20 protein-coding genes are annotated in these 20,618 nt (G+C 72.2%); 13 read left to right on the top strand and 7 right to left on the bottom strand.

Going from position 1 to position 20,618, the window contains the following annotated elements; genetic code table 11:
• Positions 1–138 precede the first annotated feature (138 nt).
• The 3 genes from ABZ570_RS15735 to ABZ570_RS15725 all read left to right on the top strand — a co-directional run bounded on the left by ABZ570_RS15735 (position 139) and on the right by ABZ570_RS15725 (position 4,281).
• Positions 139–744: a winged helix-turn-helix domain-containing protein gene (locus ABZ570_RS15735; protein WP_358062976.1), complete on the top strand. Its 606-nt coding sequence runs from the start codon at positions 139–141 to the stop codon at positions 742–744.
• 262 nt (positions 745–1,006) lie between these two features.
• Positions 1,007–3,298 carry an EAL domain-containing protein gene (locus ABZ570_RS15730; protein ID WP_358062973.1) on the top strand — a complete coding sequence of 764 codons (2,292 nt, stop codon included), beginning with the start codon at positions 1,007–1,009 and terminating at the stop codon, positions 3,296–3,298.
• Positions 3,299–3,522: 224 nt separating this feature from the next.
• Positions 3,523–4,281: a MerR family transcriptional regulator gene (locus tag ABZ570_RS15725; RefSeq protein WP_358062970.1), complete on the top strand. Its 759-nt coding sequence runs from the start codon at positions 3,523–3,525 to the stop codon at positions 4,279–4,281.
• A gap of 192 nt (positions 4,282–4,473) precedes the next feature.
• Here ABZ570_RS15725 and ABZ570_RS15720 read toward each other — a convergent pair whose 3' ends face one another.
• Entirely contained in the window at positions 4,474–6,015 is a 1,542-nt protein-coding gene (locus ABZ570_RS15720; RefSeq protein ID WP_358062967.1) for a gluconokinase, read from the bottom strand.
• A 185-nt stretch (positions 6,016–6,200) separates the two neighbouring features.
• On the opposite strand from ABZ570_RS15720, the gene ABZ570_RS15715 reads away from it, so the two are divergent.
• The gene (locus ABZ570_RS15715) at positions 6,201–7,364 is read left to right on the top strand and encodes a hypothetical protein (protein ID WP_358062964.1); all 1,164 of its coding nucleotides are present in this window, start codon (positions 6,201–6,203) and stop codon (positions 7,362–7,364) included.
• A gap of 4 nt (positions 7,365–7,368) precedes the next feature.
• Here ABZ570_RS15715 and ABZ570_RS15710 read toward each other — a convergent pair whose 3' ends face one another.
• Together ABZ570_RS15710 and ABZ570_RS15705 are read right to left on the bottom strand one after the other, a co-directional pair.
• Positions 7,369–7,797, bottom strand: a complete 429-nt coding sequence (locus ABZ570_RS15710) for a VOC family protein (protein WP_358062961.1) — start codon at positions 7,795–7,797, stop codon at positions 7,369–7,371.
• Positions 7,798–7,817: 20 nt separating this feature from the next.
• Complete coding sequence (locus tag ABZ570_RS15705) at positions 7,818–8,387, bottom strand: hypothetical protein (RefSeq protein ID WP_358062959.1); 570 nt, start codon at positions 8,385–8,387, stop codon at positions 7,818–7,820.
• 258 nt (positions 8,388–8,645) lie between these two features.
• On the opposite strand from ABZ570_RS15705, the gene ABZ570_RS15700 reads away from it, so the two are divergent.
• The 6 genes from ABZ570_RS15700 to yidD all read left to right on the top strand — a co-directional run bounded on the left by ABZ570_RS15700 (position 8,646) and on the right by yidD (position 14,603).
• Positions 8,646–9,878, top strand: a complete 1,233-nt coding sequence (locus tag ABZ570_RS15700; RefSeq protein ID WP_358062956.1) for a hypothetical protein — start codon at positions 8,646–8,648, stop codon at positions 9,876–9,878.
• Between the two features lie 245 nt (positions 9,879–10,123).
• The gene (locus ABZ570_RS15695) at positions 10,124–11,380 is read left to right on the top strand and encodes an aminoglycoside phosphotransferase family protein (RefSeq protein WP_358062954.1); all 1,257 of its coding nucleotides are present in this window, start codon (positions 10,124–10,126) and stop codon (positions 11,378–11,380) included.
• A 184-nt stretch (positions 11,381–11,564) separates the two neighbouring features.
• Positions 11,565–12,581, top strand: a complete 1,017-nt coding sequence (locus tag ABZ570_RS15690; protein WP_358062951.1) for a hypothetical protein — start codon at positions 11,565–11,567, stop codon at positions 12,579–12,581.
• Complete coding sequence (locus tag ABZ570_RS15685) at positions 12,578–13,417, top strand: hypothetical protein (protein WP_358062949.1); 840 nt, start codon at positions 12,578–12,580, stop codon at positions 13,415–13,417. Before ABZ570_RS15690 ends, ABZ570_RS15685 begins: the two co-directional genes overlap by 4 nt.
• A gap of 255 nt (positions 13,418–13,672) precedes the next feature.
• Positions 13,673–13,972 (top strand): helix-turn-helix transcriptional regulator, encoded by a 300-nt coding sequence (locus ABZ570_RS15680; RefSeq protein WP_358062946.1) that lies wholly within the window; start codon positions 13,673–13,675, stop codon positions 13,970–13,972.
• 253 nt (positions 13,973–14,225) lie between these two features.
• Positions 14,226–14,603 (top strand): membrane protein insertion efficiency factor YidD, encoded by a 378-nt coding sequence (gene yidD / locus ABZ570_RS15675; protein WP_358062943.1) that lies wholly within the window; start codon positions 14,226–14,228, stop codon positions 14,601–14,603.
• A gap of 14 nt (positions 14,604–14,617) precedes the next feature.
• Here the strand turns inward: yidD and ABZ570_RS15670 are convergent, their stop codons facing one another.
• Positions 14,618–14,983 carry a VOC family protein gene (locus ABZ570_RS15670; protein ID WP_358062940.1) on the bottom strand — a complete coding sequence of 122 codons (366 nt, stop codon included), beginning with the start codon at positions 14,981–14,983 and terminating at the stop codon, positions 14,618–14,620.
• Between the two features lie 133 nt (positions 14,984–15,116).
• Between ABZ570_RS15670 and ABZ570_RS15665 the strand changes: the two genes are divergently transcribed.
• Positions 15,117–15,584: a hypothetical protein gene (locus tag ABZ570_RS15665; protein ID WP_358062937.1), complete on the top strand. Its 468-nt coding sequence runs from the start codon at positions 15,117–15,119 to the stop codon at positions 15,582–15,584.
• Positions 15,577–16,476, top strand: coding sequence for an alpha/beta hydrolase (locus ABZ570_RS15660; protein ID WP_358062934.1), 900 nt, complete (start codon positions 15,577–15,579; stop codon positions 16,474–16,476). Before ABZ570_RS15665 ends, ABZ570_RS15660 begins: the two co-directional genes overlap by 8 nt.
• Positions 16,477–16,557: 81 nt before the next feature.
• Here ABZ570_RS15660 and ABZ570_RS15655 read toward each other — a convergent pair whose 3' ends face one another.
• Positions 16,558–16,830 carry a DUF4352 domain-containing protein gene (locus ABZ570_RS15655; protein WP_358062931.1) on the bottom strand — a complete coding sequence of 91 codons (273 nt, stop codon included), beginning with the start codon at positions 16,828–16,830 and terminating at the stop codon, positions 16,558–16,560.
• Positions 16,831–17,122: 292 nt separating this feature from the next.
• On the opposite strand from ABZ570_RS15655, the gene ABZ570_RS15650 reads away from it, so the two are divergent.
• Positions 17,123–17,902 carry a PPOX class F420-dependent oxidoreductase gene (locus ABZ570_RS15650; protein WP_358062928.1) on the top strand — a complete coding sequence of 260 codons (780 nt, stop codon included), beginning with the start codon at positions 17,123–17,125 and terminating at the stop codon, positions 17,900–17,902.
• Here the strand turns inward: ABZ570_RS15650 and ABZ570_RS15645 are convergent.
• Positions 17,899–18,507: a TMEM175 family protein gene (locus ABZ570_RS15645; RefSeq protein WP_358062925.1), complete on the bottom strand. Its 609-nt coding sequence runs from the start codon at positions 18,505–18,507 to the stop codon at positions 17,899–17,901. The two genes, ABZ570_RS15650 and ABZ570_RS15645, sit on opposite strands and share 4 nt — an antisense overlap.
• Before the next feature lie 170 nt (positions 18,508–18,677).
• Positions 18,678–20,579: a S8 family serine peptidase gene (locus ABZ570_RS15640; RefSeq protein WP_358062922.1), complete on the bottom strand. Its 1,902-nt coding sequence runs from the start codon at positions 20,577–20,579 to the stop codon at positions 18,678–18,680.
• Between the last annotated feature and the right edge of the window lie 39 nt (positions 20,580–20,618).

The raw sequence follows: 20,618 nt of genomic DNA, 5'->3' as shown, positions 1-20,618 counted from the left end.
CCCTGTACGACGGCGGCCCGGTCACCATCCAGGTGGCCGGGGCGCCGCCGGACCGCTCCGGTCCGACCAGCGTCTGCTCCGGCTCCACATCCGGCTCGCGGCGTAGGCGGAACGCAATCGGCCACAGGAGGAAGGAAGATGACTCTCGCTCGGGGGGAAAATTCCATCAAGGACAGCCGGACGGAACGCGCACCGGGGGCCGACGGCGTGGCCGTGATCATCGCGGTCGCCTCCTCGACGGAGGAGAGAGTGCGCATGGCGTCGCTGGTGACCAGCCACGCTCCGGTGCTGCTGGTCTCGTCGATGGAGGAGCTCCTGTCGCTACTTGTCGGCACCGCCCCGCCCGCTGAAGCCCCGTCAGTCCGTCCACGCGTCGTCGAGCCGCTCCCGCGAGCCCCTATAGGAACGGCTGATGCCGCCTTGGAGGTCGACTCGGACAGGCGGGTGGCAACCTGGTCCGGGCACAGCGTGCCCCTGTCACCCCTCGAGCACGACCTGCTTCGGCACCTTCTGCTGACACAAGTCGGCCACACCTGCACCTTCGAGTCGCTGCACCGCGCGGTCTGGGGCAACGACCACCTCGGCGGCCGGGGCAACGTGCGGTCGGTGGTGAAGCGACTCCGCCGCAAGGTCGACGAATTGGACTGCCCGCTGCGGATCCAGGCGGTGCGGGGCGTCGGTCTGCGTCTCGTGGCCCCGGCGCGGTGCCGGCAACGAACGCCGAAGAAGCGCGAGACAGCCTGAACCAGATCTGGGAGTGATGCGCCTTCCGGATCCTCCAGATCGATGTGTTCGGGTCCGACCCGTGACACACCGTAACCTGCGAGCCTCGAATGCAGGACAGTTGGATTGCCGCGCCCTGCCAGTCCGGGACCCCCTGACGGTGGCGGACGCCGATCCGCTGTGGCGGCGATACCCGGGGGTAGCTACGCTAGCGGCGTTCGCCGCCCATAACCGGTCCTCATCGTCGAGGCGCACGTCTGGGAGAGAGCCGGAGCAGATCGTTGTGCCTCAGCAGGACGTGAGCCTCGCCGTGATGGCGGCGGCCCGTCGCCCGCTCTCCGGCCGCGTCGGACTCGTCGCGGCCGCGCTGGTCGTACTCGGGGAGGGGTCCTGGCTGGCCGCCGGGCTGCCGGGCGCGGCCCTGGTCAGCGATGTCGGCGCGATGACGGTGGCGAGCTGGGCGACGCTGGCCTGCGCCCGGGCGGCCCGGCGGCATCCGCCGCTGCTGCGGCGGTTCTGGGCGCTGCTGGCGCTGACCCTGGCGCTCGCCGCGGTCGGCCGGATCGTGTGGACGGTCGAGCGGCTGGGCGGGGACGGCCTGCCACACAGCCCGCTGGTCGGTGTGCTCTTCACCGCCGGCATCGTCACCGGCACGGCGGCCCTGCTCTGCTCGCTGGCCGCCCCGCGCAGCCTGGTCGGGCAGGCCCGGGCCCTGCTCGACGGGGTGATCGTCGGGCTGGCGATCATCCCGATCGGCTGGGTGGTGGTGTTCCGCGACATCGCCTCGGCCGACCTGGCCGACCCGCTGCGCACGTTCGGGCTGCTGTATCCGATGTTCGACCTGATGCAGCTCACCATCCTGGTGGCGGTGGCCGGGCCGGCGCGTCCGATGTGGCGGGCGCTCACCCTGATCGGGATCAGCCTCGCCGTCCGGGCCACCGCCGACGCGAGCTACGTCTCGCTTGTCGCGCATTCCAGCTACGTCCCGGGCCAGCCGATCGACGTGTGGTGGCCGCTGAGCTACCTGCTGATCGGTGCCGCCACCGGCTACCTGCCGCCGGCCGGCGGCGACGACGGTGAGGAGTTCGCCGAATCGCCGCTGCCGCCGTGGTGGCGGGTCGCCCTGCCGTACCTGCCGGTGGGCGGGGCGATCGTCGCCGTGGTGCTCGCCCGGCGGCCCACCGGGCAGACCCCGCATCTGGTCTTCGTCGCCATGATGGCGCTGCTCGGGGTGCTGGCCCTGCGGCAGGGCCTGGCCGCCAACGAGAACCTGCGGCTGGTCGCCCGGCTGCGCCGGCTCGCGTACTCGGACCAGCTCACCGGCCTGGCCAACCGGCTGACGTTCAACCGGCGGCTGCGGCGGGCGCTGCGCGACGGCGCACCGGTCGCCGTGCTGCTGCTCGACCTGGACGGCTTCAAGCAGGTCAACGACCGCTTCGGGCACGCCGCCGGGGACCGGCTGCTGACCACCATCGCGGAACGGATGCAGGACGCCGTCGGCGGCGACGGGATGATCGCCCGGCTCGGCGGCGACGAGTTCGCGGTGCTGGTCGACGGCGGCCGGGTGCCGCCCGAGCCGCTCGCCGCGCGGCTGCTCGCCGCCCTCGAACCGCAGCCGGGGGAGGAGGACCTCGGCGTACACCCGTCGGCCAGCATCGGGATCGCCGAGTACGGCCCGCAGCACACCTCCTACACCGATCTGCTCCGCGACGCCGACATCGCCATGTACGCGGCGAAGGCGGCCGGCAAGTCGGCGTACCGGACCTGCACGCCGGGGCTGCGCGAATCGGCGGTGAGCCGGGCCGAGCTGATCGCCGACCTGCGCCGGGCGGTCGACGAGGGACAGCTGCTGATGGAGTTCCAGCCGATCGTCGACCTGGCCACCGGCGCGGTACGCAGCGCCGAGGCGCTGGTGCGGTGGCGGCACCCCCGGCTCGGGGTGCTGCCCCCGGCGCGGTTCCTGCCGCTGGCCGAGGAGACCGGGCTGATCCTGGCGATCGACCGGTGGGTGATCCACCAGGCGTGCCGGGCCGCGGCGACCTGGCGGACGTACGCGCCCGAGGTGACCGTCGCGGTCAACATCGCCGCCGCGCACGTGCGCCGCCCCGACCTGATCGCGACGGTCACCGGGGCCACCGCGGCGGCCGGCCTGGCGCCCCGGGCGCTCACCCTCGAACTGACCGAGTCGGCGCTGATCGACGGCAGCGACGCGGTGCTGGAACGGCTGCACCAGCTGCGCGAGCTGGGCGTACGGATCGCCATCGACGACTTCGGCACCGGCTACTCGTCGCTGAGCTACCTGCACCGGATCCCGGCCACCGAGCTGAAGATCGACCGGTCGTTCGTGTCCCGGTTGGACGCCGGCGACCCGCGGGCGTACGCCACGGTGGAGATGGTCAACCGGCTGGCCGGCGCGTTCGACCTGGCGGTGGTGGCCGAAGGGGTGGAGACCGGCACCCAGCACGCGGCCGTCGCCGCGATCGGCTGCCTGCACGGCCAGGGCTGGCGCTACGGTCGCCCGGCCGGCCTGTCCGAGCTGCTCACCGCGCTCACCCCGGCCGACGCGACCCGCTGACCGGCCCGTTCGGGCGAGTCGGTGCGCGGCATGCTGCTGACCTCGTACGGCTTCAGCGAGTTCGGCCGCAAGGCCGAGCAGGGCGCCCTGGCCATGTACCTCGGCGCGGCGCTGCTCCTGCTCCGGGTGAAGGAACGGGCCACCATCTGACCGGTGCCCGCAGAATCGGCTTGACCCTCACGCAACGGGAGGCGGGAGCCTTGGTCACGGAAGGGAGGGAAACCATGGCGTACACGGTGGGCCAGGTGGCGCGGGCGGCCCGGGTGACGGTCCGGACGCTGCACCACTACGACGAGATCGGGCTGCTGTCGCCGAGCGGGCGTACCCCGGCCGGCTACCGCCGCTACTCGGACGCGGACCTGGAGCGGCTGCAGGTCATCCGGGCCTACCGGGAGCTGGGGTTCCCGCTGGAGGAGATCGCCGAGATCCTGGACGACCCGGCGGCGGACCCGGTGGCGCACCTGCGCCGGCAGCACGAGCTGCTCACCGGCCGCATCGGCAAGTTGCAGGAGATGGTGGCGGCGATCGAGATCGCGATGGAGGCGAGACGAATGAACATCGGGCTCACGCCGGAGGAGCGGTTCGAGGTGTTCGGGGACTTCGACCCGGACGCGCACGCCGAGGAGGCGGAGCGGCGCTGGGGCGGCACGGACGCGTACCGGCAGTCCGCCGAGCGGGTCGGCCGGTACTCGAAGGAGGACTGGCTCCGGCACAAGGCGGAGAACGAGGACTGGGGTCGGCGGCTCACGGAGCTGATGGCCTCGGGCGCCCCGGCCGACTCGCCGGCGGCAATGGCGCTGGCCGAGGAGCACCGGCAGCTGATCAGCCGCTGGTTCTACGACTGCTCGTACGAGATCCACACCGGCCTGGCGGACATGTACGTCGCCGACCCGCGGTTCACCGCGTACTTCGAGAAGATCCGGCCGGGGATGGCCGCGTACCTGAACGAGGCCATCCACGCCAACGCGATCAACCGGGCCTGACCCGGCTTCCGTCGCCGGTGGCCCGGCAGCTTGCGGTGGGGCCCCTTTCGAGCTGAGTCGGTTGTGACGTCAGCTCGAAAGGCGGTCCCGCGGTGTTTCCCGGCCGGGCCGGTGAGCATAGCCGGAGCGGGGTGGCGCCCGCGCCGGGTCGCCGTCGCGCTGACCGACCTGCGGTAGCCGCCCATGCGCCCCTCAGCCGGGAGCGCCGATGGGTGGTGGTTCCGGCGGCAGGCTCGGCGCGAGCCGGCGCAGCGACGCGTACGTGGGCAGGAGCGCGTCGTGCAGCTCGGAGAAGAGCGGCAGCAGGGCGGCGTAGGTGGCGGCGGAGGCGGGGTCCGGGCGTACCGTCTCGTCGATCCTGACCAGGTCGGCGGCGACCTCGATCGAGGAGATCAGGCCGAGGGCCTGCATGCCGAGCAGGGCGGCGCCGAAGCTGGACCCCTGGTGGCCGGCGGGGAAGCTGACCGGCATGCCGAGCACGTCGGCGAGGATCTGCCGCCACAGCGAGCTGCGGGCGAAGCCGCCGCTGGCCCGGATCTCGTGTACCTCGTTGCCGGCGGCCTGCACCGAGGCCAGGACGAGGGCGAGCTGCTGGCAGACGCCCTCCAGCGCGGCCCGGACCAGGTGCTCACGCCGGTGGCCGTGGGCGAGCCCGACGTACGCGCCGCGGGGCAGCGCGCTCCAGTGCGGTGCCCGCTCGCTGAGCAGGTACGGCAGCATGATCAGACCGCCGGAGCCGACCGGCGCTCGGGCGGCCAGGTCGAGCAGCTGCTCCTCGGCGTGTTCGCCGAGTTCGGGGGCGAGCGTCTCGCCGGCCCACTGCAGGACGATGCCGCCGTTGTTGATCGCGCCGCCGGCCACCCACCGGCCTTCGGTGAGGGCGTAGCAGAAGACGCCGCCGAGCGGGTCGACGCCGGGGCGTTCCACCGTCACCCGCATGGCGCCGCTGGTGCCGATCGAGCAGGCCACCTCACCGGGGTGTACGGCGCCGAGGCCGAGGTTGGCCAGCGGCCCGTCGCCGGCGCCGACCACGATCGGGGTGTCGGCGGGCAGATTGGTGGCCCGGGCCGCGTCGGCGGTCAGGCCGGGCAGCACGTCGGTGGTGGCGACGAGGCGCGGCAGGCGCGCCTCGGTGATCCCGGCGATGCGGAGGGCCTCGGCGTCCCAGGCGAGCCGGTGGATGTCCAGCAGGCCGGTGGCGGAGGCGACCGAGTGGTCGGTGACGAGCGCCCCGGTCAGCCGGAGCAGCACGTAGTCCTTGATCCCGACCCAGTGGGCGACCCGTGCGTGCAGGCTCGGCCGCTGCTCGGCGAACCAGACGAGTTTCGGCAGGGGGGCCATGGGGTGCACGGGGGTGCCGGTGCGTCGGTGCAGGGCCAGCCCGGACGGCACGGCGCGCAGCCGCTCGGCCTGGGCGCCGGCCCGGGAGTCGGCCCAGGTGATCGAGGGGGTGAGCGGGGTGCCGTGCGCGTCGAGGCCGATGAGGCTGTGCAGGGCGCTGCTGAAGGACAGCCCGGCGACCGGGCCGGGCAGTTCGTCGACCACCGCGCGGACCGAGCCCACCACCGCGTCGAGGATGAGCTGGGGGTCCTGTTCGGCGTAGCCGGGGTGCGGCTCGTCGAGGGGATAGCCGATCGAGTGCGTGGCGAGCTGCCGTCCGCCGGTGTCGAACGCGACGGCCTTGGTGCTGGTGGTGCCGATGTCCACGCCCACCACGACGGCCGGGTCGCCCACCGGTGCACCTCCTCGCCGCCATCCGGACCCTGCCACGCGCCGCGGCCCGGCGTCAGGGATTCGTCCCTACGTGGTGGTCAATCACCCGATCAGGCAAATTAGCTACTTCTGCGTGTCTTTCCAGCCTTCCAGGACCGTTGACAGGTAGGACACACCCGGTGGGCTCGCGCGGCAGAGGAGTCGGCGTGGCGATGACTGATTCGACGGGTTCCACATGGCGGTACCGGTGGGCATGCCGGCAGAACGACCGGCGGCTGCGGGTCTTCCGCGCGGCCGAGGAGGCGTGGCAGCGACGCGACGACGAGCTGCGGCGGCTGCGTACCCTCGCCAGGTCCTTCCACGGCTCGGTCGAGGCCGGCGCGGGCCTGCCCATGGAGCTCGGCCCCGGCGAGGTGGTCTTCTGGACGCTGCCCGCCGCGCAACTGGTCGAGGTGCGGCACACCGCGGTGCTGCCGGCCCCCGAGTTGACCGTCGAGCCCGACCCGCCGGTGCTGCGCCCCCGCCGCCCCGAAGGGGTGCGGGTCGTCGACGCCGGGCTGGCCGTGCTCACCAACCGGCGGCTGGTGCTGCTCGGCGGGCGGGGCCGGCGCGACTGGGCGTACGGGAGGATGACCGGGCTGTCGCACGACCCCGGCACCCCCGTGACGCTGATCCAGGTCCTGGACCGGCGACGTACCTCCGGGCTGCTGCTGCCCACCGGCGTGGTCGCCGACTTCCGGTTCAAGCTGACCCTGGCCTTCGCCGACGCCATCGAGCAGCGGGCGGCGGTCGTCGCCCAGCTCGACGAGCTGATCGAGGAACACACCGCGGCGCGACCGGCCCGGCCGGCGGTTCTCACCCCGGCCCAGGCCCGGATCTCCGCGCGGGTCCCGGGCGGCCGGCGGACCGTCGCCGTCGGTGCCGCCCTCGCGCTGATCGTGCCAGCGGTGCTGTTCGAGTCCGACCCGCCGGTGCGGCCCGGCTCGGAGCGGGCTGCCGCCGCCACCCACGTGTCCACCGCCACGCCCGCCCCGCCGCCGGTCGCCCCCGCGGTGCGGATCGGCGCGAGCACCTCGCCGAAACCCCACCGCACCCGCGCCACCACCGCGACCGGGCCGTCCCGTTCGCCGCAGCCCGCCGTCGACCGGCGCTGCGGCGCCCCGGCCAACCCCTTCGGGTACGACTTCTGCGGCGGCCAGCGGATCCGCAAGCCGGCCCGAGGGGTCTGCGACTGGTTCGACTGCGTCCCCGGGTTCTGGTCCGGGCGGGGCTGGTTGGTGCAGTGCCGCGACGGGGCGGTCAGCCTGGCCGGCGGTCAGCGCGACGCCTGCAGCCGCCACCAGGGCTTCCGCCGTACCTTCTGGACCTGACAGCTCAGGCGAAGTCGGGGACGGTCAGCGAGCCGTCCGGGCCGAGCGGGAAGCCCGGGTTCCAGGCGATCTCCCACAGGTGACCATCCGGGTCGGTGAAGCAGCCCGCGTACCCGCCGTAGAAGGTCTCCCGGGCCGGGCGGGTGACGATCGCCCCGGCCTCGGCCGCCCGGCGCAGCACCTCGTCGACCTCCTCGCGGGTCCGCACGTTCTGCGCCAGGCTCAGTCCGCCGAAGCCGTCCGTGCCCCGGTCGGTCAGGTCGGCGTCGGCGGCGAGCTTGTCCCGCCCCCACAGCACCACCGCCAGGCCGCCGGCCTGGAAGAAGACGGTCTCCTCGACCTCCTGGCCGCGCCAGCCCAGACGCTCGTAGAAGGTGCGGGCCCGGGCCAGGTCGGCCACGCCGAGGGTGATCAGGCTGACACGCTGCTCCATGTCTGGACCGTACCGCGGGGTCAGCGGTCTGACCGGCCGAGGGGGAACAGGCCGGCGAGGACCAGTGCGGCGCCGATCGGCAGCAGGTCCAGATTCACCGCGATCGCCACGAACCCGACCAGCACCAGCACCGGCCCCCACACCGGCAGCAGCCGCACGCGGGCCGCGCGGAACAGCAGCGTGAGCAGGCCCAGATTGAACAGCACCGGGCCGCCCGCCAGCACCAGCTCGGGCGCGCCCACCGCGTCGGCGAAGCGGGGGAAGAGGTCGCCGAGGATCACCCACCCGAAGCCGACCGCGCCGACCAGGCCGGCCACCGCCGCGACGTCGTCGACCGCCCACAGCCGGGACGAGTCGGCGCGCAGCAGTCCGTGCAGGCCCACCATCACCGCCGCGAACGCGACGATGCCGAACAGGAACAGGGTGTGCCCGATCATCCAGGGCCACGCCGACTTGTCGCGGGGCCCGTCCAGGCCGCCGATCAGGCGCAGCACGCCGTAGCCGAGCAGCAGCAGCGACGCGGTCACGGCCGTTGGCCGGAGCCAGCGGTACGCGGTACGCCCGGCCGTCCGGGCATCGTCGATGGTCATTGCGTCAGCCTGTCAGCGGGACGTGTGTCGGACATCGGGGTCACTCCCGGAGCCGCCCCTGAACCACCGACCCCGATCCGGCTCGGGGCAGGGGCCGCTGTCGCGAAGCGCACGCACATAGCTGTCACCGGCGATGTCCTCATATTGACAGACAGTAATGTAGGCCCTGCGTAACCCTTTGGTCACTCACCGGCGAATGCCGGCCTGCCGGCGGTCTCGGCACGAGACCGTGATCAATCCAAGGGGGATTCGTTTCCTATGCGCAGAACCAGAACTGTCGGCTTCCTGGCCGCCGCCGCGGCCGTGGCCCTCGGGCTCGCCGGTACACCCGGCGCGGCCTCGGCCGACCCGGCGGACAACGCCCCGGCCAAGGCCGCGGTCAGCCGGGCCTGGACCGAGTTGGACAAGGCACCGGTCCCCGGTGGCTTCTCCTCCTGGGCAGAGGTCATGAAGATGCAGCAGCGGCTGAACGCGGCGGCCACCCGCATCCAGGAGGCCGCCAGGGCGCTGCCCGACAGCGGATATGCCAGCACCGTGGCCGCACCGGAGAACCGCGAGCTGGTGGTGTACTGGCGGGGGAAGGTACCCGCCTCGGTGCGGCGCGTCATCGCCCAGCAGAGCAGGGACGTCCCGGTCCGCGTCATACCGGCCCGCTACAGCGAGGCGGAGATGCTCACCGAGGTGCGGCGGCTCAGTAGCGACCCGGCGTACGCGCAGGTCATCCCGATGGTCGACGGGAGCGGAATCCGGGTCAAGCAGGCCGCCGGTCGCTCCGCCCGGCTGGCCACCCAGGCCTCGAAGGTCGCCGTCATCGCCGAGGGTACGACCGCGGGCGACGGGATCCTGTTCACCCGGCAGAACGACTCGTCCCCGTACTGGGGTGGCGCCCGCACGCAGAACTGCACCACCGGCTTCGCGATCTGGTGGAACGGCAACTCGCGCATCCTCTCCGCCGGCCACTGCGGCAACAACGGCGACTACATCTACGACGGTGGCGGGGACTTCATGGGCACCGTCATCAACGACAACGACACCCGCGACACCCACATGATCGACGTACGCGGGCACGGCCGGGTCTGGGACGGCCCGTGGACCGAGACCAGCTACACCAAGGCGGTCCGCGGCGCGACGTTCAGCAACGTCGGCAACTGGCTGTGCACGTCGGGCTCCCGCTCAGGCGTGCGCTGCAACATCCGCGTCACCGCCAACAACGCGAGCTGGGGCGGTCGCTTCCCGATGGTGTACGCCGACCAGATCGACCGGCTCAGCGCGGCGGGTCAGGGCGACAGCGGCGGCCCCGTGTTCGAACTGCCCTCGCCGGACGACGGGCGGGTCATCGCCAAGGGCACCATCACCGGCGGCGTCGACGGCACGTTCGTGGCGTGCACCGGTGAGGTGTGGGCCGGCCGGGTCTGCAGCTGGCGGTTCGTCTACGCGGACGTGACCCAGTCGCTGGCCTTCTACGGAGCGAGCATCCTCACCTCGTCCTGATCGTGGTGGCGCGGCGGCCGCCGGGCGGAACCGCCCTGCCGGCCGCCGCGTCACACCACCATTGATCCCGGACAAAAGGGGAAGAACATGGGCGGCATTCCGAACGCCCATCCACTCCGTCGTCGTAGGGCACGACGGGGCCTGCGTGGAACTCGGCACGCCGGTGAGGCCGGCACCCCTCCAGGCGGCGCGGTGCCCTCGATAACCGTTCGCCGCCTGGTGGCAGGGGCGCTACGTTCGCGGGCGTGACCCGCGTGATCACCCTCGTCCTGGTCGACCAGGCCGGCCGGCCGCTCGGCGCCCTGCCCCGGTTCGAGGTGCCCGAGCCCTGGTGGCAGCAGGTCGAGAGGATCGTCGCCGAGGCCCGCCGCCGGCACGGGCTCGACGTGGCCGTGCTGCGGCTGCTCGCCGCCGACCGCCCCGAGCCGCCCGGCGGCCACCTCACCTACCTCGGCCAGGTCACCACACCCCCGGCCGTACCTCTGGAACCGGTGGCGGTGGACCTGGCGCCGCACCCGCTGCGCGCCCCCTGGGCGCAACCCGGCGGCCCGGCCCGCAGCCTCGCCTGGGCCACCGCCGAGCTGCACCGCCTCGGCCGGCCGGTGACCGGCGTCGCCCAGCACCGCACCTGGAACCTGTCGGCGATCTGGCGGCTCGACGGCCCGCACGGCAGCGCCTGGCTCAAGCAGGTGCCACGATTCTTCCGGCACGAGGCCGCCGTGCTGCGCTGGCTCGCCACCGCCGCGCCCGGCACCGGGCCGACCCTGCTCGCCGCCGACGACACCGGCCGGATCCTGCTCGACCACGTGCCCGGCGAGGACCGTTACACCGCCGACGGCACCGAACGCGCCGCCATCGCCGCCGACCACCACACCCTCCAGCTGCGCGCCGCCGACTACGCCGACGCCCTGGTCGCCGCCGGCGTACCGGATCTGCGCGGGCCGGGGCTCACGGCCTGGATCCGCGACCGGCTCGCCCCGCACGACCTCTCCGCCGTCGCCGACCTGCTCGCCGGGCTCGACGACCGGCTCGACCGGGTACGCGACTGCGGCCTGCCCGACACCCTCGTCCACGGCGACCTGCACCCCGGCAACGTGCGCGGCGACGGCCGGCGGCGGGCCGTCATCGACTGGGGCGACGCCTTCGTCGGGCATCCCGCCTTCGACATCCTCCGACTCACCGAGACCCTCGACCCGGCCGCCGCGGCGCCGCTGCTCGGCGCCTGGGCCGCCCGCTGGCGGGCCGACATGCCCGGCAGCCACCCGGAACGCGCCGTCGACCTGCTCCGGCCGGTCGCGCCGCTGCGGATGGCCGCCGTGTACGCGATGTTCCTCGCCGGCATCGAACCGAGCGAGCACCCCTACCACGCGGCCGACGTGCCCGCCTGCCTCGACCGGGCCGCCGCCGAAGCGAAGCTCGACGTGCCCGCCATCCCTGAGCCGGCCCGGCTGCGTCGAGGGGCTGGTCGAGATGCCGTTCGAGATGGTCCACGGCCTGATTGAGCCGCTCCAGCACCCAGCGCTCCTTCCTCTTCCCACCACCGACGCTGGGGCCGCTGCTGTGCTCGACCCGATCTCATCGAGCCAGGTTCAGTCAGCCCCGCGATGGATCATGAGGTGTATCTGCGTGGACGCGAGCGGCCAGGGGAAGCACCGTGTTATAAGTATTAGTTGAGGGGAGCGGATGATGCTTATATCGACGGCAGCTTGGCGCGCTCTGATCGATGCCGGAGTCCTGGTCGTCCCGCTCGATGCCGACCACGTGGAGCTACGGTGCGGCGCTCACCGGGGCGTGCTGAAAGTCGTCACGTCGCCGGCTGTGCTGAATCCCAGCGACATCGCCGCCCTGAAAAGCCGGCATCGGGACAAGATTCTGCTCGCTGTGCCGTCCGCCACGTCTGCCGTTCGAACCACGATCGAAGCCGCCGGCTGGTCCTGGCTGATCGACAACGGGCGGCATGTTACAGGTCTCCTTCAGCTGGCAGGGCAGCCGATCCCCATCGATTCACGCGAGGCCGCTGCGCCCGCTCAACGGGCCCGGCCGGGTCGCGTGCCGTGGGGCACCCTCACGCTGGTGCGCCGGTTGGCCGGGCAACCCTGGCCCGGGCAGCAGCAACTGGCAGCGGTAGCTGGCGTCTCCCAGCCTCGCGTGTCACAGGCCCTCGCCGCGTTGGCCGAACAAGGTCTCGTGCAGCGCACGCCGGCCGGGTGGGACGTCACCAACATTGATTCGGTCTTCGACTGGTGGCTGCGCTCGTACCCTGGACCGGGCGGGATAAGAAGCTTTTGGTACGGCTTGGAGCCGCCGGTGAAACAGGCGGAGGCGGTTGTTGATGTGTTGACAAGCAGCGACGCTGGGCGGATCGCGATCTCGGGCGATGTGGCGGCCGATCTCATCGCGCCGTGGCGAAGCCCACGCCGCGCTGTCATCTACGCCCAGACCGGCGTTGACCTGGCCAGCGCAGGCTTCACCCCAGCCGGCGACGAGGAAGCGACCGTCGAACTCATCGTGCCCAAGGACCCCGGAGTCTGGCCGGGCCCGACTGCGGAGGAGGCACTGGGCCGCAGGCCACTGGCGGACCCGTTGCAGATCCTCTGGGACGCGACACGTGCCCCGGGCCCTGATGCTGATGAGGCAACGCAACGCCTCCGGAAAGCACTTCGTGACCGTCGTCAGCGAGCGACTGGGAGTCAGGCGGCATGACCGGGCCGGCATCACCTGGTTCGATTCCGTCCGGCGTCCTGAGTCTGGCCTCCACAAGCCGAGCTGCCGATGCCGGCTTCCTGGCACTCGCCGATCTGTCCTCGATCGCGGCAGCGCTGGTCCTGGATCATCGGATCGTTGGTGGACACATGGTCACGCTGCTCATCGCGGCGCACGGTGTCGCCGGACAGGTGCCGGTGCGGGAGACGCTTGACGCCGACTTCGCGGCGCTGCCTGCTGTCATCGCCGACCCCCGCCTGCCTCGCGCACTAGCCGAGCGCGGTTACCAACGCGGGGATGCGGCCAACCGCTTCATCCGCAGCCATCACGACAACCGTGGATCGCTGGACCTGGTCGTCGACATCCTCGCCCCATCCTTCGAGAGCAGGTTGGTGCCGAACCAACGCCACGGCGATCTGATCGTGGATGAAGTACCCGGACTCATCCTCGCGCTTCATCGCCCAGCGAGGGTGCTCCACTTGGAGGTTCGCCTGACGAATGCCGACACGCTCAGGATGCAGGTTGCCTTGCCTGACGTAACCTCGGCGCTCTGTCTCAAGGCGCTGGCCTACCGGGGCCGCTTTGCCGCGAAGGATGCGGTCGACCTCTGGCGCCTCCTCCATGCCGCTCATGCGGCAGGACTGACGGCGGAAACCTGGCCGACCAGCGTTACCGGCCGCGCTGCCGCGAGCATCCTGCATCGCTTCTTCGGAATTCGCGGCGCGACTGGCCTTACGCAGGTGTCTGCGGCGCCGGCCGACCGGACACGTATGCAGGCGCTGGTGAATCGGGTTGTCGCCGCCCCGAATGAGTCGACCACCAACGGCCCGTCATAGCGGCCTGTTGTGAGGAATCGGCGACACGGGCGTGCGTTGCGCGGGGAGTCGCCGGCGGGCCTATAACACGGATGTTATCCCCTGGGGTAGCGGGGCGACCCGGTTACGTACGGGATCGCCTCCGAGCGCAAAAGCATCCTGCTGACGGTCTTTCGTAAGACGCGGATGCGGGAAGACCGCGAGGTCGAGCGGGCGCGCCGGGCTCTCGAGCGATGCGTGGCGGAGCGGCACACCGTGGTTGAGGGGGGCTGAGCGATGACGGAACGAGTCGACTGGCGGGACCTGCGCGAGCGCCGGATGGCCGAGCCGGGGGCGGATGAGGCGTACGAGGCCGCGCGGATCGCGTTCGAGCTCGGGCAGACCGTACGCGAGCTGCGGGAGCGGAACGGCTGGAGTCAGAGCCAGCTGGCGCGGGCGGCCGGCATGACCCAGCCCGCGGTGGCCCGGTTCGAGGCCGGCGGCACCGTCCCCACGTTGGTCGTCCTCGAGCGGTTGGCCCGTGCGCTGCACATGCGGCTCGACGTTCGATTCTCGCCGGCCGCCGACGCGGCCTGACAATCCGCCGGCGATTCCGCCCGCCGGGGTCACCGCCCACGGCGACGGCGGTGTTCTCGGTCGGCCAGCAGGAGGCGGCGACTGCCGTCGCTGATGACGCCACCCACGAGGAAGCCTGGCGTTCGGCCGGGAGGAGAACCTTTGTCGGCCTCCGGGTCGACCTCACGAAGGTCCAAACGAGTCCGGGCCGCCTACGACGCCGGGTGACGGCTGAGGTGAAACCGGGGTGGCGTGGGTGTCGCATCATGGCGGCGTGTTCAACCTGCGGCGCAAGCGGCGCCAGAAGAAGAAGCGCGACACGGGCACCTGCGACTGCGACGTCTGTGCCTGCGACGGGCCGGACTGCTGCGACTTCGGCCTGTTCTCGTTCCTGTTGACCCTCGGCTCGGTCGCCGCCACCGCCACCCGTACGCCCATCGTGGACCGGGCTGGCCGCGCCGCCATCCTCGGCTACCGGCGGTGGCTGTCGCACCGCTGGCCCGGCCAGTGCCGATACACGCCCACGTGCAGCGCCTACGGGCTCGCGGCGGTGGAGAAGCACGGCCTCGCGGTGGGCGGCCGGATGGCCGCCGACCGGGTACGCCGGTGCAGGCCGCACGTGCCGCGCGGCACCCACGACCCGCTGCCCTGACCGCTTGCCGTCGACTACTCCGGGCGGTGGCAGACGGCCTCGACGTTGTTGCCGTCGGGGTCCCGGACGAACGCGCCGAAGTACGTCGGGTGGTATTCCGGCCAGACCCGGGGCGCGTGCAGCACCTCCGCGCCGGCCGCGACCGCGGCGTCGTGGAACGCCTGCACCGCGGCTCGGTCGGGGGCGGTGAAGGCGATGTGCGCCTCCAGCGGCGCGGCCCCGGCCGGCCCGGGCACCAGCCAGAAGTCGGGGCTGTCGACGCCGTAGCCGATCGGGCCGGGCTCCATGATCCGGCGACCGCCCAGCGGGGCGAGCACCGTGTCGTAGAAGGCGGCGCTGGCCGGCAGGTCGCGCACCATGACGGAGAAATGGTCGAGCATGTTCGTCTCCCTGCGATCCGTGATGACCGCGCGAGGTTATGCGACGGCTACGACACTCCGACGCTCATCCGCCGCCGCTTGACACCATGCGTCAAGTGCTTGACGATGGGTGTCAAGCAACGAGGGAGGCGGCATGGCTCCGGGTCAGGAAGAACTGGTCGAACAGCTCATCAGGTTGATCGACATCCGGCTGCTCGACCCGCTCGAGATCCTGCTCGACGGCCATGACGCGATCGACCCGCTGCGGACGGTCGTCCGTGAGCGCGCACGATCCTGGGCCAGCGCCATGATCGACGGCGACGATCAGACGGCCTACGGGGTGATCGTGCGAGCGATCTCCACGCTCTATCCCGGCGACGGCCCGTTCGACCCGCCCCTCGACTGGTGGCGCAGCCCGCTCGGCCGGATCGTCGCGCGACGGGTGGGCCACCCCACGGCCGAGTCGGTGTCGTACGCGGTGGCCGGCGCCATACTCGGCATCACCCGCCAGGGCGTCCACGACCTGGCCTCGCGCGGCAAGCTCGCCCGCCACCCCCAGGGCGGGGTGCGGTCCGCCGCCGTCCGCGACCGACTGCTCCAGGAGGGAATCCGACGTGCCTGACACCTTCATCAGCTCCGGCGCCGTGCCGATCGCCTACCGCGACTTCGGCGGCTCGAGCCGTCCCCTGCTGCTCCTGCACGGCGCCGGCGGCAACCTGGCCCAGATGACCACCCTGGCCGAGCAGCTGCGGCCGGCGTACCGGGTGGTCACCGTGGACCTGCGTGGGCACGGGCGGTCCGGAGACGGCCCGTGGCGGTGGGACGACGTGCTGGACGACCTGGCCACTGTCGCCGAAGGCCTCGGACTCGACCGGCCCGCGGTGGTCGGCGTCTCCCTCGGTGGGATGCTGGCGACGCTGTGGGCGCAGCGCCACCCGGAGTGCCCCGGCGCGGTCAGCCTGGACGGCAACCCGACGCTGGGCCGCCCGGAGCAGCTCGCCGGGATGGACCCCGAGCAGGCGGCGACCGAACTTGCCAAGCTGCGGGCCGCCTTCGACGGGATGGCCGCGATGCTGGCCGAGCCGCTCAGCGCCGACCAGTTGGCGGCCGCGCTGGCCGGGCAGCGGGCGATGGCCGAGCGGTATGGCGCCGCGCCGGAGGACTGGGTGGCGGCGTTCGAGCGCAACCTCGTGCCGTCCGACGACGGCCGTAGCCGGCTGCGCCCCGGCCCGGAGCTGACCGGGCAGCTGCGGGAGGCGATGGAGTCGCTCGACCTGATCCCCGCCTACCGGGACATCCGCTGCCCCCTGCTGCTCGTCCTCGCCACCGAGGACCTGCCCGAGCAGCAGGCGTTCCACGAGTTGTACGCCGCCTACCGCCGAGCCACCGCCCAGCGGCTCGCCGCGCTGGACAATCCGTCGCTGCGGGTGATGCCCCTCGCCGGTGCCAGCCACGCGATGGTCGCGGAACGCCCGCGGGAACTCGCCGCTCTCATCACCGACTTCCTTCACTGACGCACCGGGCCCGGACCCGGACGCAACCCGCCGCGGGCCGGTGTTCGCCCGCCGCACACCACCCCGCCCGCCGTAGAGCGATCAGAGGGTGACGACGGCGTCCTCGGCGAAGGTGAACAGGCCGGCGTCGAACGTGATCGTCTTCAGCTTCGTGCCCTTCGGCACATCGAAGTAGACGTTCGCCTTCACCGAGTTGCCCGGGTTGATCTCGTCGAGGAAGCCCTGCCCGTCGGTGTTGCCGTAGATCCCGGCTTCGCCGTCGACGTCGAACTCCCGGCCGGAGCCGTCCTGAGCGGTGACGGTGCCGTCGGCGTGGAAGGTGTGTGCGCGCTTGGTGACGTTCTTGACGGTCACGCTGACCTTGGAGGGTGGGGATCAGCCAGGCGGGGCGCTTGCGGGCGGCCGGTACCGGCGCGGCTGGCTGCTGCCAGCCGGCGGGCGACGCTGTGCGGCAGCAGACGGCCGGTCAGCTGGGGAAACACCTGATCTTACGAGCTGCTGTCGGGCGTTGAGCCACCGTTCATGGTGGATCGGCCGAAGTGGTCCGCTGGACGGCCGACGAGGACGCCCCGCTGATCCGGCCGTCGCTGATCGAGCGCGGGCCGGCGTTCCGTCACGTCGCCGGCCGCCGGCCCGTCCCAACCACATGAGAGCACTGGTACGTGGGGTGGCCGCGCTGCTCGGCACGGTGGCGCTGGTGGTCGGGGTGTGGGCGTTCACCCGCCCGGATTCGTTCAGCTCGGCGGTGAACTTCCCGCCGCACGAGCACTTCGCGCACGACATCGGGGCGTTCCAGCTCGGCATCGGGGCGACCGTGCTGCTGGCGCTGATCTGGGCGGACGCGTTCGCCGTGGCCGTGGCGGGTTATGTCGTCGGCGGGGTGGCGCACACGGTGTCGCACGTGCTCGACGCGGACCTCGGCGGCAGCGCGGCGCAGACCTGGGCCGTCGGGCTGTCCGGCGCCCTGGCCGTGGTCGCGCTGGTGGCCCGGTTGCGGCAGCTCGGTTGGGTGGTCGGGTACGTCGACCCTGCCCCCGATTCGGCCTGGGCGCCGCTGGCGCGGCAGAAGACGGTCGTGCTGACCACGTACAAGCGGGACGGGACGGCCGTGCCGACGGCGGTGAGCGTCGCGGTGGTCGGGGCGCGGGCGTACGTGCGTAGCTGGGAGAAGGCGTGGAAGACCAGGCGCATCCGCAACAACCCGCAGGTGACCGTGGCGCCGTCGACCGCGCTGGGCAAGCCGACCGGGCCGGCGGTGGCGGCGGTGGCCCGACGGTTGACCGGGGTGGAGGACCGGGCGGCGGCCCGCGCGCTCGCGCGGAAGCATCCGGTGCTGCAGCGGATGCTCGTGCCGTTGATGCACCGGCTCGGGCGGCGCCGGTTCGGACGTACGGTGCATTTCGAGCTGACCGCGGTGGCGCCCTAGTCGGGCGTCGCGTGCTGGCGGAGCACCCGGTCGATGCGGCGGTCGGGGACGACCCACATGATCGCCACGGCGACGTAACACGCCTCGGCGAGTCCGACGCCGACCGGCCCGTCGATCAGCAGGGCGCTGAGGATCCCGGTGAGGTAGAGGACGGGGGAGACCTTGCCCTTGATGTCGGCGCCGACGGCCTGCCGCAGCAGCGACTCCGGCCCCTGCTGCCGGATGATGATCCCCTGCAGCACGAAGTACGCGATGGCCGCGCTGAGCAGGTTCAGGCCGTAGATGACGACCGGGGTCCGTTCGAATCGTGAATCGTCGACCCAGGCCGTGGTGAACGGGAAGAGGGACAGGCAGAACAGCAGCGCCAGGTTCGCCCACAGCACTCCGCCGCGGACCTGCCGCACCAGTTGGAACATGTGGTGGTGGTTGTTCCAGTAGATCCCGACATAGACGAAGCTGAGGAGATAGGTCAGCAGCCCGACGCCGCTCGTGTGGACGAGGTCGGAGAGGTGGTGGCCGGTCGGGACCTTGAGCTCCAGCACCATGATCGTGATGATGATGGCGAGCACGCCGTCACTGAACGCCTCCAGCCGGTTGGTCCGCACCGCGCCACCGCCCTTCTCCCTAAGACACGCGGCCGTGAACCGCGACCTGCTAGGGGACAAGCACATCAGATGCTGGGACGAGGCCTACCCACGGGTCAAGGAGTCGATGGCCGGCCACCTGGACAGGTGGCCGGCCATCGGGGGCAGCGAGCCCGACCCGGTGCAGGCGGTCAGCCGACGCGCAGCTGGGCGACGTGGAGGGTCACCATCCGCCCGAGCGCCGAGTCGCTGTCCAGCGTGTCCGGGTCGGACGCGGCGTACCGGCCGGACACGGTGAAGGTGTAGTCACCGGCTCCCGCGCCGGCCGCGGCGAGGTCGATGAGCGCGGTCGCCGTGCCCGAGCCCTGGGTGAAGGCCTCCGTCGTCGTGCCCACGACCCGGCCCTGCGGATCGGTGACCGTGACGACGTAGCTGGTGCCGCTGATCCCCACGGTGCCCAGCGACGGGTGGGAGAGGGTCACCTTGAGCGCACTCACCCCGGTGCCGACCGGGGCGACGTAGGTGTGGGTGTCGGTGCCGGCCACGGTCGCCCGGGGCGCGTCGTAGGTCCAGAAGTCGGCCCGAGGAACCTGGCGGCCGTCCTCGGCGAGGACCCTGGCGTCAGCCTTGGCCGCGGCCGTGGCCAGGTTCTTGGCCCAGTTCTTCCCGGTCACCAGGGTGACCGCCTGGTCGAGGTTGACGTATCCGTAGCCGACCTGCCAGAACGGTAGCCGCCCGGCGCCGTCATCCGTGGCGACCGCGGACGCGGTGGCCTGGAGAGCGAGGCGTACCTGATCCGGGGTGAGCGCGGGGTTGGCCTGCTTGAGGATGGCCGCGGCACCCGCCACGTGCGGAGACGCCATCGAGGTGCCCGACGCGGTGGCGTTGCTGCCCGGCGCGCAGGGGCCGATCACGGTGCCGAGGGAGTCGCAGGTCGAGGAGATGCCGACGCCGGGTGCGGTCACGTCCGGGTGCACGACGCCGATCCGGTCGCCGGTGTAGACGGTGTGGCCGCCTGCGGTTATCCCCGTCGGCTGGGAGTTGTCGTGGACCAGCCCGTTGGAGGAGAAGTCGCCGCGCTTGCGGTCGAGCGTGCCGGCGGCGACGGAGATGACCCAGGGCGACTGCGAGAACGGGTTGAGGCTCATCTCCGCGTTGTCGCCGCCCGAGTTGCCGGCGGCGAAGACGACGGTCACGCCCTGGTCGGCGACGGCCTTGGTCGCCACCGCCACCGGGTCGCGCGGGTCGAACTGCCGGTAGCTGTTGCCCCACGAGTTGTTGATGACGTCGACGCCCCACATGCCGTCCTGATCGAGCAGGTAGTCGTACGCCGTCACCACGGCGGTCGTGAACAGGACCTCCCCGATCGCGAAGCACACCAGAGTGGCGTCCGGTGCCACCCCGTACCTGCTGCCGTCGGTCACGCTGCTGGAATCGGCGGCGACGATTCCGGCGACGTGGGTTCCGTGGCCACCGCCGATGTCGGTGTTGCTGTAGGGACCTTTGTCCATCGGTACGACGACCGTGTTGGACGAGTCCGGCGGGATGTTCGCGTACTCCGCGCTCACCAGCGACACGTTGTGCTCGACGTGATCGGCGAGGTCCGGGTGGGTGGCGTCGCAGCCCGAGTCGACGACCGCGACCGTCACCCCCTTGCCGGTCAGCCCGGCCGCGCGCAGTTGCGCGGCGCCCATGGCGTCGGTCGAGGCGGTGTCGAGCAGGCGGATCGGCTCGTCGGGATACACGTCGGCGGCCACCCGGGTGGCCACAGCAGCGCGCATGGCGTCCACCGGGCCGCTGACCAGTGCCAGCGGTAGGTGGCGCATCGGCTGCACGGTCAGCCCGAGCGAGTTCAGCGCCTGCACCTGCAGGCTGGTCGGGACGGTGCCGAAGGTCGCGATCCCCCGACCGGTCGGGTTGGCCGAGGCGAGCAGTCGGGACAGCCCGACCGGCAGGGCCGTACCGGCGTCGAGGCTCAGGGTGTTGTTGTCGAGGACGCCGGCCGCGGTGGCGGTCGGCGTTCCCAGGGTGCCGATGGCCAGGGTGGCGGCGCAGCACAGCGCCGCCAGTCTTGTCTGTCGGGTTCGGAACATGGATTTCCTCCGTGGATGTGCGGCGGGGATTTGGCGTTG

The sequence above is a fragment of the Micromonospora sp. NPDC007271 genome (assembly GCF_040634005.1).
Classification (GTDB): domain Bacteria; phylum Actinomycetota; class Actinomycetes; order Mycobacteriales; family Micromonosporaceae; genus Micromonospora.
Note: the sequence above shows the minus strand (reverse complement) of the source record. Positions and strands in the feature narration are given on the sequence as shown.